This window comes from Streptomyces sp. MS06, from assembly GCF_047200655.1.
Lineage (GTDB): Bacteria > Actinomycetota > Actinomycetes > Streptomycetales > Streptomycetaceae > Streptomyces.
On record NZ_JBJZOJ010000053.1, the window covers coordinates 22010 to 35134 of the forward strand.

General features: G+C 77.1%; 13 protein-coding genes. 10 read left to right on the forward strand and 3 right to left on the reverse strand.

Going from position 1 to position 13125, the window contains the following annotated elements; genetic code table 11:
* Positions 1 to 355 precede the first annotated feature (355 nt).
* From ACL02U_RS24835 to ACL02U_RS24880, 10 genes are all read left to right on the forward strand, one after another.
* The gene (locus ACL02U_RS24835; RefSeq protein WP_412793141.1) at positions 356 to 1579 is read left to right on the forward strand and encodes a hypothetical protein; all 1224 of its coding nucleotides are present in this window, start codon (positions 356 to 358) and stop codon (positions 1577 to 1579) included.
* Positions 1580 to 2002: 423 nt separating this feature from the next.
* Entirely contained in the window at positions 2003 to 2521 is a 519-nt protein-coding gene (locus tag ACL02U_RS24840; RefSeq protein WP_412793142.1) for a hypothetical protein, read from the forward strand.
* A complete protein-coding gene (locus ACL02U_RS24845; protein ID WP_412793143.1) occupies positions 2494 to 3420 on the forward strand; it encodes a hypothetical protein in 927 nt (308 codons plus the stop codon). The genes ACL02U_RS24840 and ACL02U_RS24845 overlap by 28 nt, the downstream gene beginning before the upstream one ends.
* Positions 3404 to 5068, forward strand: coding sequence for a V-type ATPase 116kDa subunit family protein (locus ACL02U_RS24850; RefSeq protein ID WP_412793144.1), 1665 nt, complete (start codon positions 3404 to 3406; stop codon positions 5066 to 5068). Before ACL02U_RS24845 ends, ACL02U_RS24850 begins: the two co-directional genes overlap by 17 nt.
* A 4-nt stretch (positions 5069 to 5072) precedes the next feature.
* The gene (locus ACL02U_RS24855) at positions 5073 to 5498 is read left to right on the forward strand and encodes an ATP synthase subunit C (RefSeq protein WP_412793145.1); all 426 of its coding nucleotides are present in this window, start codon (positions 5073 to 5075) and stop codon (positions 5496 to 5498) included.
* Between the two features lie 2 nt (positions 5499 to 5500).
* On the forward strand, positions 5501 to 5722 hold the full coding sequence (locus tag ACL02U_RS24860; RefSeq protein ID WP_412793146.1) for a V-type ATP synthase subunit F: 222 nt from the start codon (positions 5501 to 5503) through the stop codon (positions 5720 to 5722).
* Positions 5719 to 6249, forward strand: a complete 531-nt coding sequence (locus ACL02U_RS24865) for a hypothetical protein (RefSeq protein WP_412793147.1) — start codon at positions 5719 to 5721, stop codon at positions 6247 to 6249. Before ACL02U_RS24860 ends, ACL02U_RS24865 begins: the two co-directional genes overlap by 4 nt.
* Positions 6237 to 7979, forward strand: a complete 1743-nt coding sequence (locus ACL02U_RS24870) for a V-type ATP synthase subunit A (RefSeq protein ID WP_412793148.1) — start codon at positions 6237 to 6239, stop codon at positions 7977 to 7979. The genes ACL02U_RS24865 and ACL02U_RS24870 overlap by 13 nt, the downstream gene beginning before the upstream one ends.
* Entirely contained in the window at positions 7979 to 9373 is a 1395-nt protein-coding gene (locus tag ACL02U_RS24875) for a V-type ATP synthase subunit B (RefSeq protein ID WP_412793149.1), read from the forward strand. Before ACL02U_RS24870 ends, ACL02U_RS24875 begins: the two co-directional genes overlap by 1 nt.
* Before the next feature lie 4 nt (positions 9374 to 9377).
* On the forward strand, positions 9378 to 9992 hold the full coding sequence (locus ACL02U_RS24880; RefSeq protein ID WP_412793150.1) for a V-type ATP synthase subunit D: 615 nt from the start codon (positions 9378 to 9380) through the stop codon (positions 9990 to 9992).
* Positions 9993 to 10061: 69 nt separating this feature from the next.
* Here the strand turns inward: ACL02U_RS24880 and ACL02U_RS24885 are convergent, their stop codons facing one another.
* The 3 genes from ACL02U_RS24885 to ACL02U_RS24895 form a co-directional block, all read right to left on the reverse strand.
* Positions 10062 to 11324 (reverse strand): phosphoribosyltransferase, encoded by a 1263-nt coding sequence (locus ACL02U_RS24885; RefSeq protein WP_412793151.1) that lies wholly within the window; start codon positions 11322 to 11324, stop codon positions 10062 to 10064.
* A 529-nt stretch (positions 11325 to 11853) separates the two neighbouring features.
* Positions 11854 to 12381, reverse strand: a complete 528-nt coding sequence (locus ACL02U_RS24890; RefSeq protein ID WP_412793152.1) for a flavodoxin domain-containing protein — start codon at positions 12379 to 12381, stop codon at positions 11854 to 11856.
* 85 nt (positions 12382 to 12466) lie between these two features.
* On the reverse strand, positions 12467 to 12976 hold the full coding sequence (locus ACL02U_RS24895) for a universal stress protein (protein ID WP_412793153.1): 510 nt from the start codon (positions 12974 to 12976) through the stop codon (positions 12467 to 12469).
* Between the last annotated feature and the right edge of the window lie 149 nt (positions 12977 to 13125).

Consider the following 13125-nt stretch of genomic DNA (forward strand, 5'->3'; position numbering starts at 1 on the left):
TCGAGGGTCCTCGTACTGTTGAGTATCGATGGGCGACAGGGGGGTGCTGTGCGGCATTCGGCCAGGGTGATCAGCTCGGTCCCGGTGTCGTTTCTGTTTGTTGCCGGGTGTGCCGACTCCGGTCTTTCAGGCGATGTGTCCGGCTCGTCATGTCTCGACTCGGTCACCACCCGATGGCAGCAGTCGGGGAGGGACGAGTGCTTCCCCGACGGGCTGAAGGGCAGGTGTGCGTCCCTGAAGTTCCGGGGCGGTAAGGGCTCCTGTGTCGTCGTCTCCGAGAAGTTCCCCCATGACTCGAGGCGGGTCGGTCTCAGCGTGGAGCGGCCGTGAGCCCTCTCGATCCGAATCCCCGGCGATGACCGTGCGGGGGTTCGTCGACGCAGTGGTGCTCGCGTCGACCGCGGCGGCCCTCGGGTTCGCCCCGCGCGTCCCGGCCCGCCGCCCCCGGGCTCTCGCGCCCGAGCGGCGCCGCTCCCTCGCGCCCTTCGGCGCGCTGGCCGTGGTGACCGGGGTGATCTACGTCAACCAGGTGCTGTTCACGGTGTACGTGCTGCGTGTGCACGGGGGTGACCCGGCGTTCGTCGCGCGGTACCTTCCGGCCGGGTGGTTCGACACGGCCACCGGCGAGCCGGTGCTGCGATGGCTGGCGGAAGTGTGGCCGGCGCCGGCGCTCCTCGCGCCCTCCGTGCTCCGGGTGCAGGCCTTCCTCGAACTTCCCTTCGTGCTGCTGGCGTTCATGACGGTGGTGCGCTGGCTGGACGCCGGGCTGTACCGGCGACTGGCCCGGTCCGTGCTGCTGCCGCTGGCGTCCGTGTCGTACACCGCCGTCTTCTGCCTGGTCGAGTGGGACCTGTACAACCCGTACACCGTCGACGACCTCGTCGTGCGGGCCGTATCCGCCGTCGTCACGCCGTGGTGCATCGCACGTATGGCGGCGCGGGACGCGGGGGAGGGGCGGACCCCCGCCACCGTCTCCGGCCTGCTCGTCCTGGTCGGTTCGCTGGGTGCTCTGGGCGTGCTCGTGCTCGTCGTGTACGACACCGCTCTGCTCTACAACCTGGGACGACTGGGAGAGCGACTGCCCGTGCTGCTCGGGGCCGCCGGCGCACTGGCGGGCCTGCGCCGCGGAGCATCGCGGCTCGGTGGCGGCCCGGCCTTCGGTGGTCTGGCGCTGTCGTTCCTGCGGCACGGCCTGGGCGCCTGGCTCGCCCTGTTCCTCGTGCCGGCGCTGGCCGTGCGGTACGGCGTGATGTTCGGGACGCCGGCGCTGTCGGCCGGCGCCGCCGCGGTGTTGGCCGCGGCGGCCTGCGTGACGGCGGGGCGGGAGGCTCTGGCCGAGGGGCCGGGAGCGAGGAGGAGCGGTGACACTCGCCGGCGGCCGCCGGCCGTCGTGCTGGTGGGGAGGCTGGCGTGCGCCGCCCTCGTGGGCACGGGTGCGGCCTACGCGGTCACCCGGTTCGGTGCCGGGCCGTACTACGAGGTGACGTTGCTGGCGGCGGCGGCCGCCTTCCTGGTGACGGTGGTACTCGTCTGCCGGATCGCCGACACCGGCCGGGTGCTGGACCGGGGCACCGACTGAGAGTGCGACACATTGCGGAAAACCGTCGCACTGCGCCACGGGCAGGGTACGCGGACCCCGGCGGGTCGATGTCGGCGGTATCGGCCAGGACAGGGGAAACAGGTATGCCCCCAGGACTCCCGCGGAACCCTCGTCGCCCTGGCGGGTCCCGGTCCGGGAACCCGGTGCCAAGGCGCTTGCCGCTGCCGGGACCGGACCGCCTCGCACCTGCACGAAGCCCGCTCGGACATGCCCGCGCTTCGTGCACCCTCGCGTCGGGTGCCGACGGACACAGGGCCGCCCGGCCCCTTCCGCAGGTCGCTCGGCCCCTGTGGCCGCCCAGGGCCCCCGGCCTAGCGTGAACCGAGGACGTGGTACGAGCCGGACGACGACGCGCACGAGCCGGCTCACCAGCGGCCCCGCACGAGGCGTCGGGAGGTGCGCATGCCCGGGTTCCGAGAACTCCTCGCGCGCTTCCGGCCGGCCGGAACACCCGGGCCGGCCGTCGGCGGAGCCGTGCCGGCCGACCGCACCGCCGAGATCACCGCCGAACTCCAGCCGCCGCTCGCCCTGCTCGACGCCGTCGAGGCCGAGGCGGCGTCGATCCGCGCCGCCGCCGAACGGGAGGCGGCCGCACGCAGGCGCGCCGCGGCCGAGAGCGCGGAGAGCATCGTACGCGCCGCACGGAAGCGCGCCCCCGGCATCCGGCGGGAGACGGCGGAACGGGCCCGGCAGGAAGCGGCCGCCGAGGCCGCGCGCATCGACCGCGCGGCGCAGCGCTCGGCGGAGGGACTGCGGCAGCGGGCCCGGGACCGCACCCCGGACCTGGCCGCGCGCCTGGTGTCGAGGATGGCGGACGAACTGGCAAGCGACCCGGACCGACCCGGACGGGACCGCTCCGACGCCGGGGCGGACGGGTCGGCTCAGGAGGCGCCGTGGGCGCGGGATGGGTCGCCGGAGTGACCCGGGCCCGGGCCATGGCCGCCGGGCGCGCCGGACCGGACACGGTACGGCGGGTGGCGGCCGCCCCGTCCCTGACCGAAGCGCTGCGCGCGCTGGCCCGTACCCCCTACCGGCGCGGCCTGGACGTGCACGCCGACGCCGCCGCGGCCGGCCACGCGGTGTCCGGCGCGCTGATCTGGCAGCTCCGGGTGCTGGCCGGCTGGCAACCGCGGCCGGGCTCCACCGCGGTCCGGGCGCTGGCCGCCGACTTCGAGATCGACAACACCCGCGCCCATCTGCTCGCCCTGACCGGTGCGCCGCAGCCCCCGCCGCACCCGCTCGGCGCGCTGTCCACGGCCTGGCCGCGGCTCGCCCGGGCCGGGACCGCGGCCGAGGTGCGCGCCGTGCTGGCAACCTCCCGCTGGGGCGACCCCGGGACGCAGTCCCCGGCCGCGATGATCACCGCCATGCGGCTGTCGGCGTCCGCCCGAACCGCCGTGGTCTGCCCCCCGGCGGCCCGGTGGGCGGCCGGGGACGCCGCCCTGCTCGCGGCCCGGCAGATCTTCCTGTCCGGACGCCCCCCGACGGGCCCCGCCGCCCGGCACGCCGCGGTCCTCCTCGGCCCGCACACCGTGCGCGCGACGGACTTCGACACCTTCCGCGCCCGGCTCCCCGCGGCCGCCCGCTGGGTGTTGGACGGGATCGAGCGGCCCGACGACCTGTGGCGGGCCGAGGCCCGCCGGTGGTCCTGCGTCGAGCGGGACGGGCAGCGGCTGCTCGGCGCGGCACGGCAGGACCTGGCGACCGTGGTGGGCGCGGTCGCCGTCCTGCGCGCCGACGCCTGGCGGGTGCGCGCCGCGCTGGCCGGCGCCGCCCACGGCGGCCGGGCACGGGAGGCGTTCGATGAGCTCCTGGGCTGACCGGGCCGAGTCCCTCACCCCCACCCGGATGCGGCGGGTCGCCGTCGTCGCTCCCGAGGCCGCGCTGCGCGCCGCGCTGGTGCGGGTCGCCGAGGCGGGATGCGTCGAGTTCGACCGCCCCGGCGACGCCGGCCGCGAGGAGCACGGCGAGGCCGCCCGCCGCCTCCGCGCACTCGGCGCGGCTCCCGTGCCTCCCGTGCCCGCAGCGGAAGCCGCCGCGCCTCCCGTGCCCGCAGCGGAAGCCGCCGCGCCTCCCGTGCCCGCAGCGGAAGCCGCCGCGCCTCCCCGTCTGGCCGCCGTGCCGCCCGACCTCGGCGCCCTGCAGCGGCAGGGCCGTGCCGACCTGCTGGCGGGGGAGGCGGAGCTGGACGGCCTGCGTGCCGCGGCGGTGCGGCGCGGAACGACGGCGGCCCTCGCCGGATGGTGCCCGGCCGCCGACGTACCCCGGCTCGGCCGCCTGCTGGCCGCCGCGGGAGCCTCGCTGGTGCCGCTGCGCGGCCCGCGCGGAATCGACCCGCCGACCCGGCTGCCCGACACCGGCCCGGTACGGCGCTCCCTGCAGCCCCTCGTCCGCACCTACGGCACCGTCCCCTACGCGGACGTCGACCCCACCTGGCCCGCCGCGGTCGCCTACCTGGTGATGTTCGGCCTGATGTTCGGGGACGCCGGCCACGGACTGCTGCTGCTCGTCGGCGCGCTGCTGATCCGCGGCGGCCGCCCCCGCCGGTGGCCTGCACTGCACCGGGCCTGGCCGCTCCTCGCCGGGGCCGGCCTGACCAGCATGCTCGCCGGGATCGCGTACGGCGAGTTCTTCGGTCCGACCGGAGTGCTGCCGGCGCTGTGGCTGGACCCGATGGACCAGCCCCTGCGGCTGCTGGGCTGGGCCGTCGCCTTCGGCGCGGTCCTGCTGGCTCTGGCGTACGCGGGCGGGATCGCGAACCGGTGGCGCGAAGGCGGCCCGGGCCGGGCCCTGTACGCGGCATCCGGCGTCGCCGGCGCCGCCGTCTTCCTCGGCCTGGCCGGCGTCATCGGCGGTCTCGCGCTGCACACGCCGGTCCTCACGGCCTGCGGGGGACTGCTCGGCACCGCCGGTCTGGCTCTGGCCGCCATCGGCCTCTACACCGCGTCCGGCGGTGGCGCCGGCGGGGCACTGCAGACCGGGGTCCAGCTCTTCGACATCGTGGTGCGCATCGGGTCGAACACCGTCTCCTTCGCCCGGCTGGCCGCCTTCGGGCTGACGCACGCCGCCCTCGGCGGCATCGTCTGGGCCGGCACCACCGCCCTGGCCGGCGCCGGTCCCGCGGCCTTCGCCGCGGCGGTCGTCGTCTTCGCCGCCGGCAACGCGCTCACCTTCGCCCTGGAAGCGCTGGTCGCCGGAGTCCAGGCGTTGCGCCTGGAGTTCTACGAACTGTTCTCCCGGGTCTTCGACGCCGAGGGGCGGCCCTTCCGCCCCTGGCACCCGCCGGTGCAGCACGGGAAGCCGCCCGCCCGGCCCCCGGACGCGCCCGGCCCTCCGGCGCCTGCACCCGGCTCCCCGGCCTCCGCCCCCGATTCCCCGGTGTCCGCCCCCGACCCTCCTGCCCCCGCCTCCCGAACCTCCGCGCCCACCCGGCGCGCGGTCGTACCCGTACCCCCACCACGGAGGTGACGACGTGATCGCCTGGCTGATCGCCCTGCCGGTGCTCCTCGCGGCCTTCGCCGCGACCCGCCGACTGCTGCGCCGCCGTACACGCTCCGCCCTGCGCACGCTCCTCGCGGCGGACGCGGCGCTGCTCGCCGGCGGCCTGGCACTGCTGCTGACCGCACTGAGCGGCGGCTCGGCGCAGGCCGACGCCGCCACCGCCGCGGCCGCCCAGAGCTCCGGCTCCGGATCGGCGGCCCTCATCGGCGCCGCCATCGCCGTCGCCGGAGCCTCCATCGGCGCGGCCATCGCCGTCGCCTACACCGGCGCCGCCGCACTCGCGGCGCTGAGCGAACGACCCGAACTGTTCGGCCGGGCCATGGTCATCGTCGGCCTGGCCGAGGGCATCGCCATCTACGGGCTGGTCGTCGCCGTCATCCTGATCGGGAAGGCCTGACCATGGCCCGGATCGCGGCCATCGGAGAACGACCGAGGGTGCTCGGCCTGTCCGCGGCCGGAGTCGCCGTGTTCCCGGCGGACACCCCGGACCGCGTGGTCGCCGCCTGGGACACCCTGCCCGCCGACGTCGGCCTCGTGATCGTCACCCCCGCCGCGGCCGCCGCGCTCGGCCCGGCGCGGGTCGATGCGAAGGAACCGCTCACCGCGGTGATGCCCCCATGAGGACCCCGCTGCCCGCCGGGGCGGACGCCGCCCTGGCCCCGGTCCGCGAACGCCTGCTCGCGGACGCCCGGGCCGACGCCGAGGCGCTGCTGGCCGCCGCGGACGCCGATGCCGCCGCCCGGCGCGCCGCCGCCGAGGAGCAGGCCGCGGGGATCCTCGCCGAGGCCCGCCGCCAGGGCGCCGCGGACGCCGAGGCCGTACGCGGCGCGCAGCTAGCCCGCGCCGCACGGGCCGCCCGCGCCCGGGACCTCGCCGCCCGGCGCGCCTGCTGGGAGGAACTGCGGCGCCAGGTGGCGGACGGCGCCCGGGCCCTGCAAGGCACCCCCGCCTACCCGGAGCTGCGCCGCCGCCTGGCCGCGCACGCGCGGCAGGCCCTGGGACCCGGGGCGCGGATCGGCGAAGCTCCCGGCGGAGGGGTGACCGGCCGGGCCCCCGGCCGCCGTATCGACTGCAGCCTGACCGCGCTCGCGTCACGCACCCTCGACCTGGTCCCGGCGCACGAGGTGGAGGAACTGTGGGCCCCCTGACGCGGCCCGACCGGGCCGCCGGCCGGATCCTGCGGGTCGCCGGCCCGCTCGTGGAGGCCGAACTCGACGGCGGGACCGCCATGCACGACCTGGTCGCGCTCGGCCCGCACCGGCTGCCCGGGGAGATCGTCGCGATCCGCGACGCCGTCGTCACCGTGCAGGCCTACGAGTACACCGGCGGCCTCGCGCCGGGCATGCCCGTCCGGGCGTCCGGCCGGCCGCTGTCCGTGCCGCTCGGCCCCGGCCTGCTCGGCGGCGTGTTCGACGGACTGCTGCGCCCCCTGTCGACGGCGGGCACCCGGCTGGCACCCGGTGCGGTCGGCGGCCCGCGGGACGACCCGCGCCGCTGGGACTTCGCACCGCGGGCCGTCCCCGACGAGCGTCTCGGTCCGGGGGACGTCCTCGGCGAGGTGCGCGACGCCGCACCGTTCGCCCTGCCGGTCCTCGTCCCGCCCGGCTGCGCCGGTCCGGTACGGCGGGTCGCCGGCCCCGGCCCGCTCGCCGCCGACGACGTCGTCGCGACCGTGGCGGACACCGAGATCCGCCTCACCCAGTACTGGCCCGTGCGCAGGCCGCGACCGATCCGCGAACGCCGGGACGACCTCCGGGCCCTGCACACCGGGCAGCGCGTCATCGACCTGCTCTTCCCGGTGGCCCTGGGCAGCACGGTCGCCGTACCCGGAGGCTTCGGCACCGGCAAGACCATGCTGCTCCAGCAGATCGCCAAGTGGTGCGACGCCGACGCCATCGTCTACATCGGCTGCGGCGAGCGCGGCAACGAGATGGCCGACGTCATCGACGAGTTCGCCGAGCTGACCGACCCGCGCACCGGCGGGCGGCTCGCCGACCGGACGGTGATCGTCGCGAACACCTCCAACATGCCGATGATGGCCCGCGAGGCCGGCATCCACACCGGCGTCACCGTCGCCGAGTACTTCCGCGACCTGGGCCTCGACGTCGTCGTCATCGCCGACTCCACCTCCCGCTGGGCCGAGGCGCTGCGCGAGTTCGCCTCCCGCACCGGCGCCCTGCCCGCCGAGGAGGGCTACCCCGCCGGCCTCGCCTCCGCGATCGCCGCCTTCTACGAGAGGGCCGGTGCGGTGACCACCCTCGGCGGACGCACCGGTTCCGTCACCGTCGTCGGCGCCGTCTCGCCGCCCGGCGGCGACATGGCCGAACCGGTCACCGCCCACACCCAGCGCTTCGTCCGCTGCCTGTGGACGCTCGACCGGGAACTCGCCTACGCCCGCCACTACCCGGCCGTCGGCTGGGCCGAGTCGTTCTCCCGCGACGCCGAGCCGCTCGGCGCCCGGACGGCTGAGACCGGCGACCCGGAGGGCCCCGCGCGGCGCGCCCGGGTGGCAGGCCTGCTCGCCGACGCCGACCGGCTCGCCGACCTGGTCGACCTGCTCGGCATCACGGCCCTGCCCGACGAGGAACGCATCACCGTCCTCGGCGGCCGCCTGGCCCGCGAGGCGCTGCTCCAGCAGAGCGCACTGTCCGCACGGGACGCCCACAGCGGGCCGGAGAAGACCGCCGCGCTCGCCGACTCCGTCCTGGCGGTGGTGTCCCGCTGCCGCGAACTCGTCGCCCGGGGCGTGCCCGCGGCCCGTATCGAGGCCATGGACCTCTCCCCCCTCCTGCGCGCCCGCGAGGAGGCCGGGCCGCACGACGCGGCCACGGTCCGCGACCGCTGCGAGAGCCTGCTGAACCGGCTCGGGGAGGCGTAGTGAACGGACCGGTGGACCGGGGACGCGTCGAGTACACGTCCGTACGGGAACTGCGCGGGCCCCTCGCCGTCGTCGACAAGGTCGACGGCGTCGGCTGGGACGAGTTCGTACGCTTCACCACCGACACCGGGGAAGAACGGCACGGACTCGTCCTGGACAGCGACCGCGGCACGGCCGTCGTCCAGGTGATGGAGGGCACCGCCGGACTGGACCCGGCCCGGCTGCGCGCCGCCTTCACCGGCTCGCCGCTGCGCGTGCCGGTCGGCGCGGGCTGGCTGGGCAGGGTCTGCAACGGCCGCGGCGAACCCCTGGACGGCGGCCCGCCCGTCCTCGGCGACTCCACCTCCGCCGTCGGCGGGCTGCCCCTCAACCCGGTGCGCCGCGAGCCGCCCGCCGACGCCGTCCTGACCGGGATCAGCGCCGTCGACGCCCTCACCACGCTGGTACGCGGGCAGAAGCTCCCGGTGTTCTCCGCCGCGGGCCTGCCGCACCTGGAACTTGCGGTGCAGATCGCCGCCCAGTCGACGGTGGGCGACGAGGCGTTCAGCGTCGTCTTCGCCGCCATGGGCGTCACCCACGCCGACGCCGCCCTGGTCCGCGACGGCCTCGCCGAACGGTCCGCCGCAGGCGCGCTGGTGCTGCTGCTCAACACCGCCGACGACCCCGTCATCGAGCGCATCCTCACCCCGCGCATCGCCCTCACCGTCGCCGAGGAACTCGCCTTCGGCGGCGGCCGCCACGTCCTCGTCGTCATGACGGACATGACCAGCTACGCCGAGGCGCTGCGGGAGGTCTCCGCGGCCCGCGGCGAGGTCCCCGCCCGGCGCGCCTACCCCGGCTACCTCTACAGCGACCTGGCCTCGCTGTACGAGCGCTGCGGCCGCATCCGGGGCCTGCCGGGATCCGTCACCGTCCTGCCCGTGCTCACCATGCCCGCGGGGGACATCACCCACCCCGTGCCCGACCTCACCGGCTACATCACCGAAGGGCAGGTCGTGCTCTCCCGCGCCCTGCACGCCAAGGGCGTCTACCCTCCCGTGGACGCCCTGTCCTCGCTGTCCCGGCTGATGCGCAAGGGCGCGGGACCGGGCCGTACCCGCGACGACCACCTCGACGTCGCCGCGCAACTGCTGTCCGCGCTGGCCCGCGCCCGCCAGGTCCGCGAGCTCGCCGACCTCGTCGGACAGGCCGCGCTCAGCCCGACTGACGAGCGCTACCTGCACTTCGACGACGCGTTCGCCCGCGGCCTCGTCGACCAGGGGCGATCCGAGGTGCGCCCGCTGGCGGACACCCTGGAGCGGGCCTGGCGGGTGCTGCTCACCCTGCCGCGCAGCCAGCTCACGATGCTGCCCGAGGCCTTCCTGGACGCCCACGGCGCGACGGAGGAGGGGTGATCGCATGGCCGAACCGCGGACCGCGCCCGGCCGGGCGGGCCGGGCCCGGACGCACCGCAGCCTCGCCGCGGCCCGGCGCGGCGCGGACCTGCTCGACCGCAAGCTGCGGGTCCTGCGCTCCCGGCACGAGGTCCTCGTCCGCGCGGAACAGGCGGAGCGGGAACGCTGGCACACCGGGCTGAGGCGGGCGGAACGCTGGTTCGGACGCGGACTGCTGCTCGACGGCGAGGACGCCCTCGGCGCCTACGCCGCCGTGAGCCCCGCCCGCCTGGACGTCACCTGGACCGCCACCATGGGCGTCCGGCACCCGCAGGACGCGGCGTGCACCGCGGGGGAGCGCGACCCGGACCTGCCGGACCCGGCGAACACCGCCCTGCTGCACGCCGCGGCGGCCTACGCGGAGGCGCTCCGCGCGGCAGGCCACCACGCGGCGGCCCGGGCGGCCGTCCTCGCAGTCGAGGAGGAGATGAGCAGCACCCGCCGCCGGGTCCGGGCGCTGCGCCGCCACTGGATCCCCCGGCTGGAGGCGGCCCTGGCGGACGCGGACGCGGCCCTGGAGCAGGCCGAGCACGAGGACGCGGTCCGCCGCCGCTGGGCGGCCGGGCCCGGCCACCCCTGACGGCCACCGATCACGGCCCGCGTCCTCCGACCCGCGCCCGTCGGCCGGGGCCCGAGGACGGCGCAGCCGTCAGGAAGCCACGCCCAGCAGGTGCCCGGTGAACCAGTCGCGGGCCGACTCGACCACCGACGCCCCGGCCCCGGACAGCACGACGGTCCCGTTCTCGCAGTCCATCCAGTCGCCGGCGAGCCGGCACATTCCCGGCAGCCGCGCGTCCTCCGCGCCGGTGAGGAACAGGGTGGGCGCGCGGACATGGGCGAGAGCCGCCGGCCTGGCCAGGTCGGGGCGGCCGTCCACGCTCACGATCGCCCGGACGTCCGCAGCCGGTTCGGCCGCCGCCTCCAGTGCCGCCGCGGCGCCGGTGCCCTCGGCGAAGTACGCCACCGGCAGGCCGGTGCGCCGGCGCAGCCACAGCGTGGCGGCGGACAGCCGGCGGGCCAGCAGCACGATGTCGAAGACGTTGTGCCGGTTGCGCTGCTCGTCCTCGGTCAGCAGATCGAGGACCAGCGTGCCCAGTCCGGCCCGGCCGAACGTGTCGGCGGCCCCGTCGCCGTCCGGACCGCCGTCCGCGGCGCGTGCGAAGGCGACCACGGCCGGCGCGGACTCGGGTACGTCGAGCCGCGCGGCCAGCCGAACCCGCCCGGCGGGCACCACGACCCGACCGTGCTCGGCCGGTGCGGCGGGCGCCGCGGGCGCCGCGTTCCCCGCCTCCGCCAGCAGCACGGTCACCTCCCTGTCGTCGACCTGCGTGAAGTCGTCGTACCAGGCGCCCACCGAACCGAGCCGCTGCGCCCGCTCCGGGCAGACCACCTCGTCCGCCGCCCCCGCCAGCCGCCGCAGGGCTTCCTCCGCGCCGACCGGTACGGCCAGCACGACCCGGGCCGCGCCCTGGCCGCGCACGATCCGGCAGGCGGCCTCGGCGGTGGCGCCGGTGGCCACGCCGTCGTCCACGACGACCGCCGTGCGTCCCGTCACGGGACGCGGCCGGCGGCCCCGGCGGTAGGCCGCGACACGCCTGTCGAGTTCGGCCCGCTCCTTCTCCTCGACGGCCGCCTGCCCCGCCGGCCGCAGCCCGGTCTCGGCCAGCACACTGCGGTTGAGCACCCGTACCCCGCTCTCGCCGACGGCGCCGAAGCCCAGCTCCGGCCGCCACGGCACACCCAGTTTGCGAACCACCAGAACGTCCAGCGGCGCGCCCAGGGCGTCGGCGACCTCCCGGGCCACCGGCACACCGCCGCGCGGCAGACCCAGCACCACCGGGTCCGCCCCGCGCAGGTGCTCCAGTCGCGCGGCGAGACGACGACCCGCATCCGTACGATCCCGGAACCGCATGGGCCACCTCCTCCGGCGCGCGCGCCGCGTGGGCGCGCATACCAGCCTGCCGTACTTCCATTGCACCGCCCGTGCGACCGCCCGGCGCGGGCCTACCGGGTCCCGGTGCCGGGCCCTTGGGCCCGGGACGCCGGGCACGCCGTGCCGCGGCCGGGCACGCGGCGGACTCGTCCGCCCGCACTGCGCGGGACCACCGAGGGCGACCGGGAGGGGTACGGGGGTGCCGCCCGCCGTTCGAGGCCTTGGCGGTGCCGCGGAGCGCGGTGCGGCCGTGCCGGCGGGTCCGAGCACGACACCGACAGGAGTCAAGAGACAAGAGTCAGGAGACACGAAAGGGGCGGGAAGGACTCATCCGCTTCTTGCGGATCCTCATTGCGCGGTGCGCGTCCGTCAACCGCTTCCCCGCGCCTCGGTCGGGTCCTTCCCGTCAATTCCAGGACACCACACCCGACGGCCGGTCACCAGGGCCGACCGGCCCCGGTGCAGGGGCGGTCGGCCCGCCGCGGGGCTGCCCGGCCGGGCCGCGTGTTCACGGCCGCCCTGCCGCCCGGCCGTGCCGGAGCGCCCCGGCGATGTCGCCGGCCCACCCGTCGATCGCCTCCCAGTCCCGGTAGTCGCCGAACCGGCCGCCCAGCAGACGGAACACGAACCGCCCGCGCAGCGGGAGCTGCTCCGGACGCACCGCGCCGGAGAACAGGCGGTGATCGCGGTAGGGCAGGGCACTGGGCAGGCTCTGCGCGATCACCGGTATCTCCTGCGGCCCCATCCGCCGCCACGGACCGCGCAGCGCGGCCGGCATGCCCACACTGAAGATCCACACGGGGCGCTCGCCCAGGATGTCGGCGTTCTCCCGCAGGAACGCCCTGGCCGGCTCCAGCCAGGTCTGCCCGTGCACGGCGCTGCCGAGCACGAAGGCCCGGTAGGCGTCGGCGTCGTCGACCTCGCGCACATCCCTCGCCTCCGTCGTGAGGCCCGCGGCGGCCAGCCGGGCGGCGAGCCGCTCGGCGATCCCGCGCGTCGAACCGTGGGCGGTGGCGTATCCCACGAGAACGTCCATGATCTCCTCTACCTCGATCCTGCTCGGGCTCCCACTCGGGTGCGGGCCCCGCCCGGCGGCCGTGCCGCCCCGGCCGTCCGACGGCTCAGGTCGCACCGCTGCCGGTCAGCGCGGGCGTGCCGGCCATCCGGGGCCGCGGGACCGAACCCTCGGTCACGGGCACCGTCACCACGGGCACCCGCGCGTGCCGCAGGCACTCGCGGCCCACCGCGCCCACCGCGGGCAGCTCCCACCGCCCGTGCGCGCGGCGCCCCAGCGCGAGCAGCACCGCACCCTGCGCCTGCCGCAACAGCACCCGCGCCGCCGGCCCCTCCGCGAGGACGGCCCGCACCCCGGGTCCCGCCTGCGGGCCGAAGGCGGCGCTCACCGTCCCGGCGAGCGCCTCGGCGGCCCGTTCCCGTCGCTCGGCGACGGACAGCCGCGCCGAGGCCGGTGCGTAGGGGGCAGGCTCGGCGGCCGGTTCCCACGCGTGCACAGCCACCACCGGCACGTCCAGTGCGCGCGCCTGCCGGGCGGCCCAGCGCAGCGCGGCGACAGACGCCGCCGACCCGTCGACGCCCACCACGATGCCCTTGTCGTCGGTCTGTTCGTCCATGGCTGCCTCCCCGTTGCCTCAGGGTTCCACCGTGCGCCGGTCCGGGCCGGCGGCGAGTGGGCCGAGCGGTCCGCCCCGCCGCCGAACGGTCCCCGCACGGCGGCGGCCACCGGAGGGCCCACCGAGCCGTGCGGGAACCGGAAGGCGGA

Coding starts and splice junctions, on each gene's coding strand:
- ACL02U_RS24890 (WP_412793152.1), bottom strand. CDS start 12,381: ATGGACGTTCTCGTGGGATACGCCACCGCCCACGGTTCGACGCGCGGG.
- ACL02U_RS24835 (WP_412793141.1), top strand. CDS start 356: ATGACCGTGCGGGGGTTCGTCGACGCAGTGGTGCTCGCGTCGACCGCG.
- ACL02U_RS24885 (WP_412793151.1), bottom strand. CDS start 11,324: ATGCGGTTCCGGGATCGTACGGATGCGGGTCGTCGTCTCGCCGCGCGA.
- ACL02U_RS24880 (WP_412793150.1), top strand. CDS start 9,378: ATGGCCGAACCGCGGACCGCGCCCGGCCGGGCGGGCCGGGCCCGGACG.
- ACL02U_RS24865 (WP_412793147.1), top strand. CDS start 5,719: ATGAGGACCCCGCTGCCCGCCGGGGCGGACGCCGCCCTGGCCCCGGTC.
- ACL02U_RS24895 (WP_412793153.1), bottom strand. CDS start 12,976: ATGGACGAACAGACCGACGACAAGGGCATCGTGGTGGGCGTCGACGGG.
- ACL02U_RS24840 (WP_412793142.1), top strand. CDS start 2,003: ATGCCCGGGTTCCGAGAACTCCTCGCGCGCTTCCGGCCGGCCGGAACA.
- ACL02U_RS24850 (WP_412793144.1), top strand. CDS start 3,404: ATGAGCTCCTGGGCTGACCGGGCCGAGTCCCTCACCCCCACCCGGATG.
- ACL02U_RS24860 (WP_412793146.1), top strand. CDS start 5,501: ATGGCCCGGATCGCGGCCATCGGAGAACGACCGAGGGTGCTCGGCCTG.